This window comes from Aeromonas lusitana, from assembly GCF_002812985.1.
GTDB lineage: Bacteria > Pseudomonadota > Gammaproteobacteria > Enterobacterales > Aeromonadaceae > Aeromonas > Aeromonas lusitana.
The window spans coordinates 81,612-98,791 of the sequence record NZ_PGCP01000010.1 but is presented as its reverse complement, the minus strand read 5'-3'; the positions used below and the strand labels follow the sequence as shown (position 1 = coordinate 98,791).

At 62.1% G+C, this 17,180-nt stretch carries 16 protein-coding genes; 7 read left to right on the top strand and 9 right to left on the bottom strand.

Annotated elements, in window-relative coordinates; all coding sequences use genetic code 11:
- The first annotated feature begins 55 nt into the window (after positions 1–55).
- Positions 56–1,276, top strand: coding sequence for a DEAD/DEAH box helicase (locus CUC44_RS07690; protein WP_100859382.1), 1,221 nt, complete (start codon positions 56–58; stop codon positions 1,274–1,276).
- Positions 1,277–1,363: 87 nt separating this feature from the next.
- On the top strand, positions 1,364–2,869 hold the full coding sequence (locus CUC44_RS07685; protein WP_100859381.1) for an alkaline phosphatase D family protein: 1,506 nt from the start codon (positions 1,364–1,366) through the stop codon (positions 2,867–2,869).
- A gap of 72 nt (positions 2,870–2,941) precedes the next feature.
- Here the strand turns inward: CUC44_RS07685 and CUC44_RS07680 are convergent, their stop codons facing one another.
- The 5 genes from CUC44_RS07680 to CUC44_RS07660 all read right to left on the bottom strand — a co-directional run bounded on the left by CUC44_RS07680 (position 2,942) and on the right by CUC44_RS07660 (position 8,975).
- A complete protein-coding gene (locus tag CUC44_RS07680; RefSeq protein WP_100859380.1) occupies positions 2,942–3,736 on the bottom strand; it encodes a F0F1 ATP synthase subunit delta in 795 nt (264 codons plus the stop codon).
- Positions 3,733–5,049 (bottom strand): sphingomyelin phosphodiesterase, encoded by a 1,317-nt coding sequence (locus CUC44_RS07675; RefSeq protein WP_100859379.1) that lies wholly within the window; start codon positions 5,047–5,049, stop codon positions 3,733–3,735. Before CUC44_RS07675 ends, CUC44_RS07680 begins: the two co-directional genes overlap by 4 nt.
- A 173-nt stretch (positions 5,050–5,222) precedes the next feature.
- Positions 5,223–6,782 (bottom strand): methyl-accepting chemotaxis protein, encoded by a 1,560-nt coding sequence (locus CUC44_RS07670; protein ID WP_100859378.1) that lies wholly within the window; start codon positions 6,780–6,782, stop codon positions 5,223–5,225.
- Between the two features lie 162 nt (positions 6,783–6,944).
- Positions 6,945–7,244, bottom strand: coding sequence for a hypothetical protein (locus tag CUC44_RS07665; protein ID WP_100859377.1), 300 nt, complete (start codon positions 7,242–7,244; stop codon positions 6,945–6,947).
- 126 nt (positions 7,245–7,370) lie between these two features.
- Positions 7,371–8,975: a peptide ABC transporter substrate-binding protein gene (locus tag CUC44_RS07660; RefSeq protein ID WP_100859376.1), complete on the bottom strand. Its 1,605-nt coding sequence runs from the start codon at positions 8,973–8,975 to the stop codon at positions 7,371–7,373.
- Between the two features lie 174 nt (positions 8,976–9,149).
- Here CUC44_RS07660 and CUC44_RS07655 point away from each other — a divergent pair, with 174 nt between their 5' ends.
- On the top strand, positions 9,150–9,857 hold the full coding sequence (locus CUC44_RS07655; RefSeq protein ID WP_100859375.1) for a ParB-like protein: 708 nt from the start codon (positions 9,150–9,152) through the stop codon (positions 9,855–9,857).
- A gap of 46 nt (positions 9,858–9,903) precedes the next feature.
- Here the strand turns inward: CUC44_RS07655 and CUC44_RS07650 are convergent, their stop codons facing one another.
- Positions 9,904–10,560, bottom strand: coding sequence for a CatB-related O-acetyltransferase (locus CUC44_RS07650; protein WP_100859374.1), 657 nt, complete (start codon positions 10,558–10,560; stop codon positions 9,904–9,906).
- Positions 10,561–10,848: 288 nt separating this feature from the next.
- Here CUC44_RS07650 and CUC44_RS07645 point away from each other — a divergent pair, with 288 nt between their 5' ends.
- Positions 10,849–11,277, top strand: a complete 429-nt coding sequence (locus tag CUC44_RS07645; protein ID WP_100859373.1) for a DUF2753 family protein — start codon at positions 10,849–10,851, stop codon at positions 11,275–11,277.
- A gap of 3 nt (positions 11,278–11,280) precedes the next feature.
- On the opposite strand, the gene CUC44_RS07640 is transcribed toward CUC44_RS07645, so the two are convergent.
- Entirely contained in the window at positions 11,281–12,030 is a 750-nt protein-coding gene (locus CUC44_RS07640) for an enoyl-CoA hydratase-related protein (RefSeq protein ID WP_167388826.1), read from the bottom strand.
- Positions 12,031–12,119: 89 nt separating this feature from the next.
- Between CUC44_RS07640 and CUC44_RS07635 the strand changes: the two genes are divergently transcribed.
- From CUC44_RS07635 to CUC44_RS07625, 3 genes are all read left to right on the top strand, one after another.
- The gene (locus tag CUC44_RS07635) at positions 12,120–12,560 is read left to right on the top strand and encodes a copper chaperone PCu(A)C (protein ID WP_100859371.1); all 441 of its coding nucleotides are present in this window, start codon (positions 12,120–12,122) and stop codon (positions 12,558–12,560) included.
- A gap of 104 nt (positions 12,561–12,664) precedes the next feature.
- The gene (locus CUC44_RS07630; RefSeq protein ID WP_100859370.1) at positions 12,665–13,294 is read left to right on the top strand and encodes a TIGR04219 family outer membrane beta-barrel protein; all 630 of its coding nucleotides are present in this window, start codon (positions 12,665–12,667) and stop codon (positions 13,292–13,294) included.
- Between the two features lie 32 nt (positions 13,295–13,326).
- The gene (locus CUC44_RS07625; protein WP_100859369.1) at positions 13,327–14,007 is read left to right on the top strand and encodes an SDR family oxidoreductase; all 681 of its coding nucleotides are present in this window, start codon (positions 13,327–13,329) and stop codon (positions 14,005–14,007) included.
- A 463-nt stretch (positions 14,008–14,470) separates the two neighbouring features.
- Here the strand turns inward: CUC44_RS07625 and CUC44_RS07620 are convergent, their stop codons facing one another.
- Positions 14,471–15,100: a 3'-5' exonuclease gene (locus CUC44_RS07620; protein WP_100859368.1), complete on the bottom strand. Its 630-nt coding sequence runs from the start codon at positions 15,098–15,100 to the stop codon at positions 14,471–14,473.
- 198 nt (positions 15,101–15,298) lie between these two features.
- Complete coding sequence (locus CUC44_RS07615; RefSeq protein WP_100859367.1) at positions 15,299–17,023, bottom strand: proline--tRNA ligase; 1,725 nt, start codon at positions 17,021–17,023, stop codon at positions 15,299–15,301.
- Positions 17,024–17,180 lie beyond the last annotated feature (157 nt).

The following is a 17,180-nucleotide window of genomic DNA, read 5'->3' as shown; positions in this document are numbered from 1 at the left end:
GATTGGCGGTCGCTGGCTAGACTTCGCCTCCCACTTGTCTTCACCTTGTAGCGCCATGACCTTTAACGAATTTGCCCTCGACGCCAGCTTGCTGGCCGCCCTGCCTGACACCCTGCAAACGCCGACGCCTATCCAGCAACTGGCCATTCCGGCCGTGCTGGCGGGTGATGACGTGCTGGCGCTGGCCCAGACCGGCAGTGGCAAGACGCTGGCATTCGGGCTGCCGCTGTTGCAACGACTGAACCCGGCGCAGCCACAGGTGCAGGGCTTGGTGCTGGTGCCGACTCGCGAGCTGGCGGCTCAGGTGAGCGTGGCCCTGCAAGGGCTGGCCGAGGCGCAGGGTCTCGGCCTGGTGACCCTGTGTGGCGGGGTGGAGCAGGGGCAGCAACAGACAGAACTGGCCAAGGCTCCCCAGTTGCTGGTGGCGACGCCGGGGCGGCTGCGGGATCTGCTGACCCAGCACATAGTGACCCTGGATGCATTGCGGCTGCTGGTGCTGGATGAGGCGGATCGCCTGCTGGAAATGGGCTTCTGGCCCGACATCCAGTGGCTGATGAATGGAATGCCCGCCGAGCGCCAGACCCTGCTCTTCTCCGCCACCCTGCCGCCCGAGCTGGAGACCCTGGCCACCGGGCTGCTGCGAGCGCCAAAACGCCTCGAGGCGAACCCGGCCAACAGCCTGGTGGAAGATATCGAGGAGCGGCTCTATCTGGTCAACAAGAGCGGCAAGGTGCCGGCGCTCATCGCCTTGTTGAAAGAACAGGACTGGTCTCAGGTGCTGGTGTTTATCAGCGCCAGGGACGATGCCGACGGGGTCGCCCGCAAGCTCGCCAAGGCGGGCATTGCGGTGGCGGCTCTGCACGGGGACAAGGAGCAGGCGGTACGGGAGCAGGCGCTCGGGGATTTCAAGAGCGGCAAGGTGCGGGTGCTGGTGGCTACGGATCTGATGGCCCGCGGCATCCATGTGGAGGCGCTGCCCGTGGTGATCAACCTGGACCTGCCCCCTAGTGCTCCCGTCTATGTGCACAGGGTCGGGCGCACCGCCCGTGCCGGACGTGCCGGGCTCGCGCTCTCGCTGGTCTGCCACGGCGAGGCCGATACCCTGGCCGCCATCCGCACCCTGACCGGCCGTGACTTGCCGCTGGCCGAGCTGCCCGGCTTCCCGGTCACGGACGTGCCCGCCAGCGGCGAGAGTAAACGCTCGCCCCGGGACAAGCAGGCGAACCGGCGCACCGCCAACAAGCGCAGCGTCAAGCAGTTCAAGGGCAGAAGCTAACCCCCACCTTCTGCTTGCCCAGCTGGTCAGTATCAAATAGCGCTCTCTTCGCTATGCTCCATGGGTTTCACCATGGAGGGATCACGAATGACCAGTCTGGTAATGGGGCCCTTGCTCGGGCTCGAATCAGAGACCCAATACAGCCTCTGCTTCATGACGGAGGCCGGTTGCAAGAGTGCGGCCGTGAGGATCAACGGCGAGGTGCTGGCCGCCAGCAAGCAGGCGGACACTCCGAAAGGCGCTTTCTGGCGGCTCGTCTGGCAGGCGAGCCCCAAGAGCAAGGCCGGCACGACCATCGACTACGAGATCCTGCTGGACGACATGCCAGCACAAGATCTCGGTGGATACGATAAATGGCAGTTTTATCTGCCAGGAAAGAAAGAGAATGTGCTGATAGGCTACGCCTCCTGCAACGGTTTCTCCGATTTCAAGCTGCTCACCTCCACCCCGGCCCCTTATGCCATGTGGGACAAGTTGGCCGCGGAGCACAAGGCACATCCCTTCTCCCTGCTGCTGATGGGGGGTGATCAGGTCTATGCGGACTCCCTCTGGACCTCGGTGCCGACCATCAAGGCTTGGAACGAGCTGGACAGGGCGGAGAAGGTCAAGCGCAAGGCGACCCGGGCCATGGTGGAGCAGCTGGACCGCTTCTATTGCGAGCTCTACTGCAAGCAGTGGGGCCGCCTTGAGGTCGCCTTCATGCTGGCCCGTGTGCCGAGCGCCATGATGTGGGACGATCACGACATCTTCGATGGCTGGGGCAGCTACCCAGCTGACTTGCAGGGCTGCGAGGTCTATCAGGCCATCTATGCCGCCGCCGCCAAATATTTCCGGCTGTTCCAGCTGCGCACCGGCGCCAACACGGCGCTGCTGGACAAGAGTCTGGGCCATCACTCCTGGCGGCTCGGCTTTCGGGGCTACCAGATCCTGGCCCTGGACAACCGCGCCACCCGTACCCTGACCCAGGTGATGAGCCGAGCCCAGTGGGATCAGGTCAACGAGGCGCTGGCGGGTTGCAGCAGCGGGGACCTGCTGGTCATGACGGGGGTGCCCGTGGTCTATCGGGACTTCTCCTTCAGCGAAGCGGCGCTGGATGCGACCCCCTGGGAGGAGGAGCTGACCGATGATCTCAAGGATCACTGGCGTGCCAAGGCCCACGAGGGGGAGCGGGCGCGCCTCATCATGCGGCTCTTGGACAATGCCAGGTTGCGGCGCAAGAACGCCAAGGCGGATAAGGGCAGCAGCCTGGAGCCCAAGACCCTGATCCTGTCAGGGGATGTGCACGTAGGCTGTCTCGGGGTCATTCAGGACAAGCGGGAGGGGGTATTGAACCTGCACCAGCTGGTCTCCTCCGGCATAGTCCATCCCTGTCCGACCCAGTTCCAGTGGATGGGGATCCTCGCCATGACCAACGACAACCCCGAGTACCTGGACGAGAGCCGGCTGATCCGCACCGAGCTCATCAAGCCGTTCGGCGCCCCCGTCTACCTGCGCACCCGCAATTTCGCCACCCTGCAGATGGGCACGGACGGCAAGCTGTGGGCCAACTGGCGCTGCGAGAACGGGCTGGATGCCAGCTATCCCCTGGCCTGATAGGGTTGAGTGACAAGAGAAGGGCCCGCATACGGGCCCTTCTTCTATCTGTGGGTGTCGGCGCCTCTGGTATCAGGGGCTGGTTTGCTCCTGGGCGAAGAAGTCGCGCCTGAACTGGCCCAGCACCTCCTCCCTGTGCTGTTGCCAGCGCACTGAATCCATGTCTCCCTGGCTCGCCACCAACTGTTGTTCCAGCTCGGCCAGCTGCTGCTGATAGCGGCCGCGTTGATCCAGTTGCTGCTGGCGCGCCTTGGCAAAGCCGAGGCTGGCCTCGGCCCGCTCGGCGGGCAGGAAGTGACGGGCCAGGGTTTCGAGCTCCTCATCCCCCCACAACTGGCGCGCCTGCAGCAAGCGGGCGTCCGGGTTGAACAGCTCCGCCGCCAGATCCGGGTATTGCGTCGCCCACGCGTCCTGCAATTGGGTCAGGGCGGCCAGCCGCTCGGTCAGAGTCAGTTGTTCGCTCTCGCTGGCCAGCTGTTCCAGCGCCTCGGCATAGCGCCCCTGCAGCAGGGTCAGGCTCTCCCCTTCGCTCGGCCACTGGCCCTCCACCGTTCTCAGGTTCTCCAGTCGCTCATCCAGCGGCTGGTCGCTCTCCTGAATCTCACTGGCGAGTCGCTCCTCGGCCTCTTGTGGCAGTGCCCGCCAACTGGGGGCCGGAGCCTGGGCGGGCGTCTGGCTGCTGGTGGCCACAGACGATGGCGCATCTGCCGAGATGGGCTTGGAGGGCGCAGACATCGCCTGCTGCGGACTGGCGCTGCCCTGGCTGGCCTCGGTTCTCGTTGAGGCAACTGGCTCGTCCTGCCAGATGAGGTTGAGCAACACCAGCGGCACTATGGCCAGGGCCAATACCCAGTAGCGCCGTCTCATCGGGCTATCTCTCCCTTGACCGGGAAGTGATCCGAGAGGTTGCTGGCAGGCCAGAGGCTGGCATCGCTGGAGCGCGGGATCCAGACGCTGTTGAGGTTATGGCTGGCGGCGCCGTATTCCCGGCTCACCACCAGATAGTCCAGGTATTCGACGTTGGCGCCACCGGAGAGGGGGCCGCCGGCATAGGGGTTGAGCCTGGGGTCGAAGGTCGCCTCGGTATAGCCGCCGTAGGCGGGCTCATGGGCATTGAGGTTGGCCAACATGTTGGCGTAGTCATCGGCGAACTTGCGCTTGTTGACGTTGAAGTCGCCGCCGTAGATGACGGTATCCGTGGCCGGGATCTTGAGGCTGGCGGCTAGGGCGCGAATTTGGCCGAACTGGATCTGGCGCAGCCTGCGCGCCTCGTCGGTATCGAAGCTGGCGGTGTGGGTGGCAAACAGGTGCCAGGCCTTGCCCCCCTTGATCACCTCGGCGTACATCACGCCCTTGTCCGCGAAGCAGTCGGTGCCTGTGCACTGGGGGTAGACCAGCTGGGCCTCCCGCACTATGGGGTAGCGGCTGACGATCACCACGCCGCCGTCGTGAATGTTGACCCCCGGCTTGTCGAGTACCTTGGTCTGATAGGGATACTCCTTGGCCAGGGCCTGCAGGAAGCCTTCGCGGCGGCCGTCGAACACCTCCTGCAGCAGCAGGGCGTCATAGCCCTTGAGGTAGTCGGGCAGCAGGGTCAGCCGCTCGCCTATGCTGGAGGCGATCACCGGCAGGGCCCAGACGTTGTAGCTGGCGATCTTCAATCTGTTCTCGGCGGGTTCCGGCTGTTCCACTCGCTTGGGCGGGGTCAGCATATAGTGCAGATCGTCGTAGCGGCCGGTGAACTTGGCGGCGAAGGCGAGCTCCTGGGGTCCGGCGAGGCGATGGATGGCGCGATCGCTCTGCCAGCCGGAGGCGCCAGTGGGGGTCTCGCCGCCGTGTTGCAAGGTGGTGTTCCACCAGGTGCCTTCCATCAGCTGGTTGAGGCGATAGGTGTCACCGCTAGGGGTGGTGATCCGGGTCTCGAACAGATAGTTCTTGCCCGCTTTCACCCCCTCGTAGCGGTTGAAGCTGAGCACCATGGCGCTCTCCCAGGGGCCGAGCTCAGTCCTGTGCTGGGTCCACTGGCTGCCTTGCTGCAACTGGCCGCTGCCGCCCTGGCGGATCTCCAGTTGCAGTGGCTCCGGGCCGTTGTTGGTGAGGTAGACATCGGTATCGGCCAGGGCCTGCAATGGCAGGGAAGCGGCGAAGATCAGGGCGGTGTAACGAGGGGGCAGGTGCATCATCTAAGTCCTTTTTGGTCGAGGCACGTTGGAAAGTGACTGTTATGGCGGGCACAGAGGTCATTTCATTTACATTTTTGTTACAAATAAATGTAAGGCCCCATATGGGGAGCGTCAGCCAAAAAGGATTGATCTTGATGGAGATGGGGCGCGCGGTCGCGCCCCGGGCAGGGCTAGTCGTGGAACTGGTTGATCAGGCGAGAGAGGTTTTGCAGCCGCTCCACCAAGAGGGTGATGCCGTCCAGCGCCTGCTGGCTGCTGTCGGCAGTATGGTTGGCCAGCTGATGGATCTGCTGGATCCCCTGATCCAGGGTGCTGGTGACATCCGCCTGCTGGCTGACCGCCTGGGCTATCTCGTCGCTGGTGTGGGTCACCTGGGCCAGCATCCGGTTGATCTGGTCGAGCACCTCGGCGGTGGCGCCCATGTGCTGCTGACACAGGGCCGAGGTCTGGGCCCCCTGGCGCATGCCGTCTGACAGCTGCTGGGTGCTCTGCTGCAGCGCCCCTATCATGTCGCTGATCTCGCCGGTGGAGCTGCGGGTCTTCTGGGCCAGGGCCCGGATCTCGTCGGCCACCACGGCAAAGCCTCTGCCCTGTTCGCCGGCCCGCGCCGCTTCTATGGCCGCGTTGAGGGAGAGCAAATTGGTCTGATCCGCTATCTGGCCTATCACCTCCAGGATCCCGCTGATCTTCTGGCTGTCCTGGGTCAGGCGGGCCAGCACGCCCTGGCTTGCATCCAGCTCGTGATGGAGCCGGTCGACAGAGGACTGGGTGGTGGCCAGCGCCTGTTGACCGCTGATGGAGACCTGCTGCACCTCGCCCACCAAGGCATTGGCCTGATGGGCGTTGTTGGCCACGTCGCGTATGGAGTGACTCATTTGCGTGATGGCGGCGGCCAGCTGCTCACTCTGGGCGCGTTGCTGCTGCAGGTGGGTGTCTATGGTCTGGATATGCCCCCTGTCATCCTCGGCGGCCTGCAGGATCTGCTGGTTGGTGTCGGCGCTGCGGCCCACTACGGCCCTGAGTTCGGCCTTCTTCATGCGCAGCAGCAGCTCGATGGCCCCCAGACTGTCCCGTCGCCTGGTATAGAGTACCTGGCAGAGCGGGGTGCCCAGCTCTTCACCTGCGCTGGCCAGCAGGCGCGCCAGCCGTTGTTGCAGCTGCCAGCCATGGGCCATCTGGCCCAGCAGGCAGAGCAGGGCGATCCCGCTCCAGCCGGGTTGGCCGGTGAGCAGGGTGACCGCCAGCCCGAGCAGGGCCGTGCCTGATAGCAGCAGAGTGAGCAGGCCAGGCTCCAGATTGAAACGGCTCAGCCAGGGCAGGGCCTTGCCGGCCCGGATGCGGGCATAAAGTTGATCCGCCCAGGCGATGTCCTGTTCGCTCGGGCGGGTGCGCACCGACTGGTACTCGATGATCTGCTGCTGGTCGTCGAGGATGGGGGTGACATAGGCGTTGACCCAGTAGAACTGGCCGCTCTTGGCGCGATTCTTCACCAGCCCCATCCAGCTCTTGCCTTGCTGCAAGCGGCGCCACATGTCGGCAAAGGCAATCTTGGGCATGTCCGGGTGGCGCACCAGGTTGTGGGGGACGCCCTCCATCTCGCTGGCACTGTAGCCTGCCACGTCGCAGAAGTGCTGGTTGGCATAGGTGATGTGGCTGCTGGGATCCGTGGTCGAGATCAGTGATATCTGGTCGGGGAAACGTATCTCCCCTTCTCCTTGGGTTGTGGTCATGTGCGCATCCTGATTTGAGCCAAGTAACTGATAAATTTGTTTTTATTGTGCGTGCTTGTTACGGCTTCATTGTAGATGCGGGGGGTAAGCCCATCTTGGCTTAGGTCAATTAATCGACACTGGGAGGGCGGAAAAGTGGTAGATGGGAAGTCGATTCCGGGCTCAGCGACGGGAGGTAAAGTCGTGGATCTCCCCGGTTCTCGGCTTGAAGCGAGGATCTGCTGTCTGATCGCGGGAGACCAGGGCCATGGCCTGGCAGAAACTCTCCTGTTTGGCGTATTCGCCTCGGGCCTGATCGATGGCGCGTTCGGCGTTGCGCCGTACCATCTTGCTGGCCTTGCGATCGCTGAACTGCTGTTGCTGGCTCAGCATCCACTCGACGAAGGCCTGCTGGCATTCGGCTTCGGTGGCGGCCCTGGCGGGCAGGGTCGAGAACAGCAGGATCAGGAATAAAAGGCGCATACAAAAGAGATTCAACGGATAAGGGCGGCAGAAAGGCAGCATTCTATGTCGATAAAGGGTATAGGGACAGTGCTTACATGGGGCCAGCCAGGCTGGCCCCATGGTGTCGGCATCTGATGAGGGAGATCAGTGCTTGATGAGGTAGAGCTGACGGCTGTAGGCCACGTCTTCCGGGTTGTTGATGGGATAGCCCTTGAGCCAGGACTTGATCAGGCGGGCGTTGGTGTACTGGTAGATGGGGGCGATGGGTGCCTCGTCCTGCAGTACGGCCTCGGCCTCATCGAACAGTTTGGCGCGCTCGCGCTCATCCAGACTCTTGGTCGCCTTGGCCAGCAGGGCATCGTAGCCCGGGTTGGCGAAGCGGGCCATGTTGCCGCTGTGCTGGCTGCCCCAGAGGCCGAGGAAGGCGGATGGATCGTTGTAATCGGCGACCCAGGAGGAGCGGATCACCTCGAACTGACCGCTCTGGCGGCTGTCGAGATAGGTCTTCCACTCCTGATTGGTGAGCTCGACCTGGGCGCCGAGCTTCTGCTTCCACAGGTTGGCGATGGCCAGTGCCATCTTCTTGTGGATCTCGGCCGTGTTGTAGAGCAGGGTCAGCTTGAGGGGCTTGTCCGGGCCATAACCTGCCTCTTTCAGCAGGGCCTTGGCCCGCTTGTCCAGCTCTGGCTGGCTGCTGGTGGAGAGCAGATTCGGTTTGGGTTCAAAATCGGCGGTCACGTCCGGAGTGAAGTGATAGGCGGGCTTCTCCCCCGTGCCCAGCACCTTGTTGGCGATGAGGCCGCGATCGATGGTGTAGGAGAGCGCCTTGCGCACCCGCACGTCATCGAGCGGCGCACGCTGGGTGTTGAAGGCGTAGTAATAGGTGCCCAGCTGCTCCGGGGTATAGACCTCCCCCGGGATCTGCTTCATCAGCTTCTGGTACTGCTCCTTGGGGAAGGATTCAGTGATGTGCAGATCCCCGGCCAGGTAGCGGTTGGTGGCGGCGCTCTCCTGGTTGATGGGCACGAAGGTGACCTTGGTCAGCACAGTGTGGGCACGGTCCCAGTAATAGGGGTTCGGGGTCAGATCCAGCCGCTCGTTCACCACCCGATGGCTCAGCACGAAGGCGCCGTTGCCTACCAGCTTGCCCGGCTGGGTCCACTGGTTGCCGTATTGCTCCATGCTGGCCTTGTGCAGCGGCGACAGGCTGGGGTGGGTCAGCAGACTCAGGAAGTAGGGGACCGGCTGGGAGAGCGTGATCCGCAAGGTGTGCTCATCGAGGACCTCGACCCCGAGCGTCTCGGGAGCCAGCTTGCCTGCCACTATCTCGTCCACGTTCTTGAAGTGGGCGAGCTGGGCGAACCAGGCGAAGGTGGCGGCTTCTTTCGGATCAACCAGCTTGCGCCAGCCATAGACGAAATCGCCGGCCTCGACCTGGTCGCCGTTGGACCAGCGGGCATCCGGTCGCAGATGGAACGTGAATATCTGATTACCTTCGTTCTCCCAGCGCAGGGCGACCCCAGGCTGCACCTTGCCGTCCGGCCCCTGGGTCAGCAGCCCCTCGTAGAGATCCCGCAGCACCTGCAGTTCGGGCAGACCGACCAGTTTGAGCGGGCTCAGGCTGGTGGGCTCGTCCTTGAGGTGACGCACGACGGCCTGGTCGGTGGCGAGTTGGGTACCGGGCGGGACATCGGCGGCCTGGACACAAGCAGAGCCCAACAGGGCCAACAAGGGGCTCCATCCTTTCATGGCGAATCCTTCAAATTGTGTGAAGCGGGGAGAAAACTCGGCGAGAAATATTCGCCGACAGACGGGGAATCATGATATCCCCTTTGCTGGTCAGACCGCTAGCATGAGTCCCCTGATATCCGGGGCTGCCATCTTATGGGTTTCCGCGCGGGTCGCGGGAAAGAGGAGTGAAGAATGAGAATAGGGATGTTATTGGCCTGCGCCCTGAGCCAGAGTGCCTGGGCGCTGGCGCCTTGCGAGCCGACCAGCCAGGTCGGGAACTGGTGCGAGGTGAGCATCACTGAGCTGCACCCGACCCAGGGCGGGGTGGGCCAGTTGCAGGTCGACGCGACGGCGCGCGAGCTGGCAGACAAGAGCGCGGAGCAGCTCGACAAGTTGATGAAGAAAAAAGAGATCCCCGTGGTCATAGCCCCGGACGGCGGCTACTGGCTGGTGGACAGGCACCACCTGACCAAGGCGCTGTGGCAGCAGGGGGTGAAGCAGGCCAGGGTCAAGGTGATCGCCCGGCTGCAGGACAAGACCAACTTCTGGAGCCAGATGCAGAACAACCACTGGGCCTGGTTGAAGGATGAACAGGGCCAGCCCCTGACCCCGGAGCAGTTGCCAAAGCACATCGGCGAGCTGCCGGATTACCCCTACCGCACTCTGGCGGGTCAGTTGCAGGATGCGGGCTACTTCAGCAAGAAGGATCAGGTCTACTTCGTCGAGTTCGCCTGGGCCAGCTGGCTCGGCCAGCAGATGGACTGGCAGGTGGTCAATGCCGCCAACTTGGGGGATCGCTTGAGCCAGGCCAAGCGGCTGGCCTGCAGCAGCAAGGCCAGCACCTTGCCCGGTTATCCCGGCAAACAGTGCCGGGCCAACCAGTCGCGCAGCGACAGCTGAAGGGTTAACCAAGAGGGGGCATGTGCCCCCGCATCCTCATTGTCGCTTATGTGCCCTGTTGCCAGCGGATGGCCGCTTGTTCCAGCAGGGCGACTTCACCTTGCTGGATCAGCGGCAGCAAGGCCTGCACCTGGGCATCCGGCCAGTCCCACCAAGCCAGCGCCTGTAGCCGGGCAATCTCGTCATCACTGAAGCGTGTTCGGATCACCTTGGCGGGTGCGCCAGCCACCATGGCATAGGGCGCTACGTCCTGATTCACCAGGGTGCGAGCCGCTATGATGGCGCCATCCCCTATGGTGACGCCCGGCATGATCATGGCCTCCATGCCAATCCAGACATCGTTGCCGATGCGGGTATCGCCGGCGGGGCGGTAGCTGCGCTTGAGTGCATCCAGATCCGCAAACGGATAGGTACTGATGAAGCCGGTGTTGTGGGTGTGGTTGCCACCCATGATGATCTTCACGCCGGCCGCGATCTGCACATAGTCGCCGATGTGGAGCTTGTCTATGTGCCAGAGCGGCTCCCAGCCGGTGTCGGGGTTGCGGCTAACGCTGTCGCCGTGGAGGTAGCGCACGGCTTGATCCTCAAACAGGCCGTCCCAGGCCCCGGAGTAGTAGCTGTGGCGCCCCTTGAGGCAGATGTTGGGGTTGGTCACCGTCAGATGCAGGTATTCGACCTGCGACCAGTGTTGGCAGGGTTTCATGGCTGTGTTCCTCGTTGAATGGATAGGGTAAATGGCGCGAGGAGCGCAGCTAATAGATCCAGACCAGCAGGTGGGGCACGCACAGGGTCGAGCAGCCCAGCTCCTGGGATAAACGGGGTCGCAGCATGAGACGGGATCCGAAAAGAGGTGCCCGGATGGTAAGCCATGAGAGGGGGCATGCCAAGGCGCGGGCACGGTCTGGTTGGATCCTGCACAAAAGGTCTGGTTGATATTTATTCTCAATTAGCCATGATACAGGCTCCACCCATGTCGGCACGGGAGAGGGAGATGACGAATCAAAACTGGCAGCGTTACATGCTGGAGGCGGAAAATGCCCTGGGCAAGGGGGCGCTTGGCACGGCCATCTGCCTCTATCAACAGGCCCTTGGCGAGGTGTATGAGCTGGCGTCCGATGATCTGGACGAACTGGCCAGCATGCGGGTCGCGACCTGCCATCGGCTTGCCGATTTCTGGCGCGCCATGGAGGAGCCGGCCTACGAGCTGCGCTATCTCAAGCTCGCCTCCGAACTGGTCACCGCCCTGGTGCCGCAATGCCCCAATCGCGAATGTGAGAGTCTGATAAGCGAGCTGGGCTGCTGCCGCGCCGCCCTGCTCTCCTTTTTAAAACGCCACCCCAACCCCGAGATAGCCCGGCTTATCCAGGTGCAGGACAAGGTGCAGGGCTGCGAGCTGATCGGCCGCTTCCGCCTGAACTAGGGGCTAGCCTCTGCGCCCGAGCTTGTGGGCGATGCGGGTTTGGGCCTCTTCTCCCTGCAATGCCTGGGAGAAGGCGCGCGCCTCTATGTCGATGACGAAATGCACCGCTTGCCTGAGCTCCTGTTTGAGCAATGCCTTGCTCTTTTGCAGCGCCTTCGGCGGCTTGGCGGCGAGTTTCAACCCCTGTTCCCGGGCAAAGCCGAGCAGTTCGTCCACCGCCAGCACCCGGTTGGCGAGCCCGAGCCGCAGCGCCTCGGCCGCATCCATGGCTTCCGCCAGCAGCAACAACTCCGCCGCCTTCAGATGACCCACCGCCCTTGGCAGCAAGAGGCTGGAGGCAAACTCCGGCACCAGCCCCAGCTCGACAAACGGCAGTTGCAGCCGCGCATTGTCCGCGAGATAGACCAGATCGCAGTGCAGCAGCAGTGTGGTGCCAATGCCCACCGCCGGGCCCGCGACGGCGGCGATGACGGGTTTGGGGAAATCCGCCAGGGTATGCAGGAACTGCAAGATGGGATCGTCAGCCTCCAGACTGGTTTTGCCCATGAAATCCGCCAGATCGTTGCCGGCGGTGAAGCACTCCGTCTGCCCCTGCAGTAGCACCACGTGCACGGCCTCATTTTGGCTTGCCTGCTGCAGCGCCTGGGTGAGGGCCTGATACATCTGGGTGTTGAGGGCATTGCGTTTGTCTGGTCGGTTGAGGGTCAGAATGAGCAAGCCATCCTGCTGCTCGGCCAGAATTGTGAGGGCCATGTCTGAATCCTTGCTATCAGAGGCTGCCAAAAGCTTGCCACAGGGGTAAGCTTCGCTTCGTTTAACAACATCATAAAAGGATTTCAACCATGTTTAAACGTGCGTTTTACTCCGTCCTGACCCTGCTGCTGGCGACGCCCGCCCTGGCCAAGGTCGAGGCCATCGATGGTTATGTGCGCCTGCTGCCGCCGGGCTCCCCCAACACGGCCGCCTTCATGGTGCTCAAGAACGATGGTGACAAGCCGGTGACCCTGACCGCCGTCGCCTCCCCCGAGGCCGCGCGGGCCGAGCTGCACACTCACCTGCACGAGAACGGGGTGATGAAGATGCGCCAGGTCGATGGCATCAAGATCCCCGTCAAGGGGGAGGTGGCTCTCAAGCCTGGCAGCTTCCACATCATGCTGTTCGAGGTGCGTGAGCTCGCCCAGGGCACCCCCTTCCCCCTGACCCTGACCCTGGACGATGGTCAGACCATTAGCCTGAGCCTGCCGGTGAAGCCGGTCGAGCCGATGAAAGGCATGCAGCACTGACATCGGTCCGGACATTAATGGACGCTGGTTCAGCTTTTTACACTAGGTATTCCTTGTGCTCTGGGTAAAATGATGGCCTTCCCAGTCCATAACGGAGCTAAATGATGAAAAAGACTTTGATTGCCGGCAGCCTGCTGGCCCTGTTCAGCCACACCGCCATGGCCGCCGATGACTGGCGTTTCGCGGCGGGTGCCGACATGTGGAACGCTCAGGGCAGCGGCCAGATCAACGGGGTTGGTGCCGATGGCAGCTATGACGACAACTACAACTGGAACGGCTACCTGCAACTGGAGCACGGCATCTGGCTGCTGCCCAATGCCAAGTTCGAGATGTCCGATCTCGGCAGCAGCGGCGGCTCCTTCAACAACGATCTGCTGGCCTACGATCTGACCCTCTACTATCGCCTGATGAACAATGATTTGTTCCAGCTCGATCTGGGTCTGACCGGTCGTCGTTACGACGGTGACTTCAACACCCAGCACTACTCCTATGACAAGGATGTGCTGATGGCCTACACAGGTGGCGAGATCCGCATTCCGGGTACCGGCTTCGCGGCCTTCGGCGATCTGCGCGTGCAGGATGCGGACAACTACGACTACCGTCTGGGCGGTTCCTACAAGTTTGCCTCCGTGCCGCTCAAGCTGCGTGCCGGCTGGCGTGAAGTGGACATGGACTTCGACCGCGTTGACCAGAAGGTCGACGGCTGGTTCATCGGCGGCGAATTCACTTTCTGATCTGAGTCATCAGATCTGATCCAGGAGAGACAATGGGCCACATCATAGTGACTGGCGCCGGCTCCGGCCTCGGCCGTGCGCTGACAATCGGACTGGTAGCGCGCGGCCACAGGGTTGCCATGATGGGGCGCCGTTACCACAAATTGCAGGAGCAGGAACAACTGCTCGGCAGTGCCGTGGTCGGCATCGCCGCCGATCTGGCTCACCACGAAGAGGTGGAGATGGCCTTCTCGGCTGCCCTGGCCTGGGGTGGCTTGCCCGACATGGTGATCCACTGCGCCGGGGTAGGGGAGTTTGGCCCGGTCGGTGTCTACACCGCCGAGCAGGTACGCCGGGTGGTGGAGAGTAATCTCGTCTCCACTATCCTGGTGGCCCAGCAGACGGTGCGCCTCATCGGCGAGCAGGGCGGGGTGCTGGCCAACGTGCTCTCCTCCGCGGCCCAGACCGGCAAGGCCAACGAGAGCCTCTATTGCGCCTCCAAGTGGGGGATGCGCGGCTTTCTGGAATCCCTGCGCGCCGAGCTCAAGGGCTCGCCCCTACGGCTGGTGAACCTCTACCCGAGCGGGATCCGCAGCGAGTTCTGGGAGAACTCGGATCACGTGGACCCGAGCGCCTTTATGACGCCGGAGGACGCGGCCGCCTATATGCTGGATGCCCTGGAGGCGCGCAGCAGTTGCCACGTGACCGATCTCTTTATCGGACGAAACAGCTAGTCTTGCTGGCTGGTTTCAGCATCTGTCTCTGCCTGAGCAACAAAAAGCGCGCCATTTGGCGCGCTTTTTTCATTAAAAGGTAGTGTTAAGTGTCGATGTGGCGCCTTGCCCTTGGGCCGAGGGAGGAGGTCGGCAATGACTTCGCACTGGAGTGGCGCTCGCATGTCCTTGCCCAGGCCTCGAATGCTGATGACCTGAGCATATCCAGCGGGATATGGATAATATATTGCGCAGTGAAATATGGTCAGAATTAATATATTTTAAGACCAACCATATTATGTCTGAATCAGGGGCGTATTTTTTAAATATACAACCCTGATTATTTAAATGGAAATAATAATGTGCCGATTTTTATAAGGAGTGGCCCCAATGCTCCACCGCCTAAATAATAAGTAAGATATATCCCGCACCCGGCAAAACAGGTTTAAATCTCTGGGGTGATTGATGAATATTCCTGAGCGACTTATTGTCGCGCCGCATATCCCTCAAGGAAGGATGGAATAACCTGTTTCGGCTTCTTGCCAAGGGTCAGCAGCAATTCAAAGTCCGGGTTGATAATGCCGTACCGACATTCCAATTCCCTTAACAAGGCGAGCCAGAGGTGAGCAGTCACTTCGGCATCCGCCAGCGCGCGGTGAAACACGCCATCATTGGGCAGGCTGTGGTATTGCACCAGGGTGCCCAGCTTGTGATCCGGCGCCTCGGGGAACAACCGCCTCGACAGCAGCAGGGAGCAGGCGAATTGACCGCGATAGCGGGTCGACAGCCGCTCTATTTCCGCATCCAGAAAGCGCTTGTCGAAGGAGGCATTATGGGCGACCAGGTTGTCATCACCGATAAATTCGACGAAATCCGCCATCACCTCGCCGCAAGGGGGCGCCTGTTTCAGCATGGCGTTGCTGATCCCGGTATATTGCTCGATAAAGCTGCTGACATTAAAGCCTGGGTTCATCAGCGCCGAGAAACGTTCGCTGATCTGGCCGTCTTTAATTCTGACGGCGCCGATTTCGATGGCTCTATCCCCTTGGTTGGGTGAGAGGCCGCTCGTCTCGAAATCGAGCACGACAACGGAATTGGCTGAGGGGATGGACATAACTTCTCGGGCACGCTGGATAAAGAGGGTCAGTCTAGGAAATCAGCCGCGCCATGTACAGCGCAATGCCGTTATCTTATAGCTTCACGCCGGGACTCATTTTGTGCATCGCGGCGAAGACCCATATAAAAAGCCCCGAGTGCTGTTCGCACTCGGGGCTTTTTTATGGAAACAGAAGAGTCGGGTTAGCTGGCGCTATCAGCGACCCAGCTTGCCCTTGAGCTGGGCGATGATGTCGCCAATGGCCACTTCCTGTTTCTCACCGGTGCGGCGGCACTTGTACTCCACCACGCCGTTGTCCAGACCGCGGTCGCCGATGACGATGGCGTGGGGAACCCCCAGCAGCTCCATGTCGGCGAACATCACGCCCGGACGCTCCTTGCGGTCATCGAACAGCACGTCGACACCGGCGGCTTGCAGCTCGGCGTAGAACTGCTGCGCCTGCTCGGCGACGCGTTCGGACTTGTGCATGTTCATCGGCACGATGGCCACTTCGAACGGGGCTATGGCTTCCGGCCAGATGATGCCGTACTGGTCGTTGTTCTGCTCGATGGCGGCGGCCACCAGGCGGGAAACCCCGATGCCGTAGCAACCCATCTCCATGGTGACGGACTTGCCGCCCTCGTTCAGCACGCTCGCCTTCATGGCTTCGGAGTACTTGGTGCCGAGCTGGAAGATGTGACCCACTTCGATGCCGCGCTTGAGCAGCAGCTTGCCTTGGCCGCAGGGGCTGGGGTCGCCTTCCACTACGTTGCGCAGATCGGCGACTTCGTAAGAAGCGATGTCGCGATCCCAGTTCGCACCGGTCAGGTGGAAGCCGGTCTCGTTGGCGCCACAGACGAAGTCCGCCAGGTGAGCGGCGCTGCGATCGGCGATGATGCGACCGGCGAAGCCGACCGGGCCGATGGAGCCTGCATCACAACCGGCGGCAGCCTTGATCTGCTCGTCGTTGGCGAAGGTCAGCGGATTGGCGACGCCCGGCAGCTTCTCGGCCTTGATCTCGTTCAGTTCGTGATCGCCACGCAGCACCAGAGCAACGACCGCCTGCTTGCCGTGCTCGTCCGCCTCGGCCAGCACCAGCAGGGTCTTGGCGATAAGGGTCGGGGCAACATTCAGGAAGGCGGCAACCTCGTCGATGGTGTGCACGCCCGGGGTGGCAACCTTGGTCAGGGCCAAGGTGGCAGCGGCGCGCTCGCCAGCCGGCGCCAGGGCTTCGGCCATCTCGATGTTGGCGGCGTAATCGGAGCTGTCGGAGAAGGCGATCAAGTCTTCACCGCTCTCGGCCAGCACCTGGAATTCGTGGGAGCCGGTGCCACCGATGGAGCCGGTATCGGCCTGGACCGGACGGAAGTTCAGGCCCATGCGGGTGAAGGCGGCGCAGTAGGCGGCGTGCATCTTCTCGTAGGTTTCGACCAGGGATTCCTTGTTGATGTGGAAGGAGTAGGCATCCTTCATCAGGAATTCGCGGCCGCGCATCACGCCGAAACGGGGACGGACTTCGTCACGGAACTTGGTCTGGATCTGGTAGAGGTTCAGCGGCAGCTGCTTGTAGCTGTTCACTTCGTAACGGATCAGCGAGGTGATCACCTCTTCGTGGGTCGGGCCCAGTACGAAGGGACGGTTGTGGCGGTCGGTCAGACGGCACAGCTCGGGACCATAGTCATCCCAACGGCCGGACTCCTGCCACAGCTCGGCCGGTTGTACCACCGGCATGGAGACTTCGATGGCACCAGCCTTGTTCATCTCTTCGCGAACTATGTTCTCGATCTTCTTCAGGACCCGCAGGCCGGACGGCAACCAGGCATACATGCCGGAGGCCAGTTTGCGGATCATGCCGGCGCGCAGCATCAGCTGATGGCTGACGACTTCCGCGTCGGAGGGGGTTTCCTTGAGAGTGGAAAGCAGATATTGGCTGGTACGCATCGCGGTAGACCTTCGCTAGTTCGGGCGGCTTAGCCCTGGAAAATTTCAAGAGCGGAATTTTAACAGGCCAAGCCCCGTGGCCCAAGGGCTAAATTAGGTGTTGGGGGGAGTCTGGTCGACGGGGAGGGTAGAGTCGCTAAGCGGGTTTAAGGAAAAC

What these genes read in the sequence shown, in the direction of transcription:
- CUC44_RS07655 (WP_100859375.1), top strand. Translation starts at nt 9,150, where the DNA reads ATGAGAATAGGGATGTTATTGGCCTGCGCCCTGAGCCAGAGTGCCTGG.
- CUC44_RS07670 (WP_100859378.1), bottom strand. Translation starts at nt 6,782, where the DNA reads ATGACCACAACCCAAGGAGAAGGGGAGATACGTTTCCCCGACCAGATA.
- CUC44_RS07680 (WP_100859380.1), bottom strand. Translation starts at nt 3,736, where the DNA reads ATGAGACGGCGCTACTGGGTATTGGCCCTGGCCATAGTGCCGCTGGTG.
- CUC44_RS07620 (WP_100859368.1), bottom strand. Translation starts at nt 15,100, where the DNA reads ATGTCCATCCCCTCAGCCAATTCCGTTGTCGTGCTCGATTTCGAGACG.
- CUC44_RS07645 (WP_100859373.1), top strand. Translation starts at nt 10,849, where the DNA reads ATGACGAATCAAAACTGGCAGCGTTACATGCTGGAGGCGGAAAATGCC.
- CUC44_RS07660 (WP_100859376.1), bottom strand. Translation starts at nt 8,975, where the DNA reads ATGAAAGGATGGAGCCCCTTGTTGGCCCTGTTGGGCTCTGCTTGTGTC.
- CUC44_RS07675 (WP_100859379.1), bottom strand. Translation starts at nt 5,049, where the DNA reads ATGCACCTGCCCCCTCGTTACACCGCCCTGATCTTCGCCGCTTCCCTG.
- CUC44_RS07625 (WP_100859369.1), top strand. Translation starts at nt 13,327, where the DNA reads ATGGGCCACATCATAGTGACTGGCGCCGGCTCCGGCCTCGGCCGTGCG.
- CUC44_RS07650 (WP_100859374.1), bottom strand. Translation starts at nt 10,560, where the DNA reads ATGAAACCCTGCCAACACTGGTCGCAGGTCGAATACCTGCATCTGACG.
- CUC44_RS07690 (WP_100859382.1), top strand. Translation starts at nt 56, where the DNA reads ATGACCTTTAACGAATTTGCCCTCGACGCCAGCTTGCTGGCCGCCCTG.
- CUC44_RS07615 (WP_100859367.1), bottom strand. Translation starts at nt 17,023, where the DNA reads ATGCGTACCAGCCAATATCTGCTTTCCACTCTCAAGGAAACCCCCTCC.
- CUC44_RS07630 (WP_100859370.1), top strand. Translation starts at nt 12,665, where the DNA reads ATGAAAAAGACTTTGATTGCCGGCAGCCTGCTGGCCCTGTTCAGCCAC.
- CUC44_RS07685 (WP_100859381.1), top strand. Translation starts at nt 1,364, where the DNA reads ATGACCAGTCTGGTAATGGGGCCCTTGCTCGGGCTCGAATCAGAGACC.
- CUC44_RS07635 (WP_100859371.1), top strand. Translation starts at nt 12,120, where the DNA reads ATGTTTAAACGTGCGTTTTACTCCGTCCTGACCCTGCTGCTGGCGACG.
- CUC44_RS07665 (WP_100859377.1), bottom strand. Translation starts at nt 7,244, where the DNA reads ATGCGCCTTTTATTCCTGATCCTGCTGTTCTCGACCCTGCCCGCCAGG.
- CUC44_RS07640 (WP_167388826.1), bottom strand. Translation starts at nt 12,030, where the DNA reads ATGGCCCTCACAATTCTGGCCGAGCAGCAGGATGGCTTGCTCATTCTG.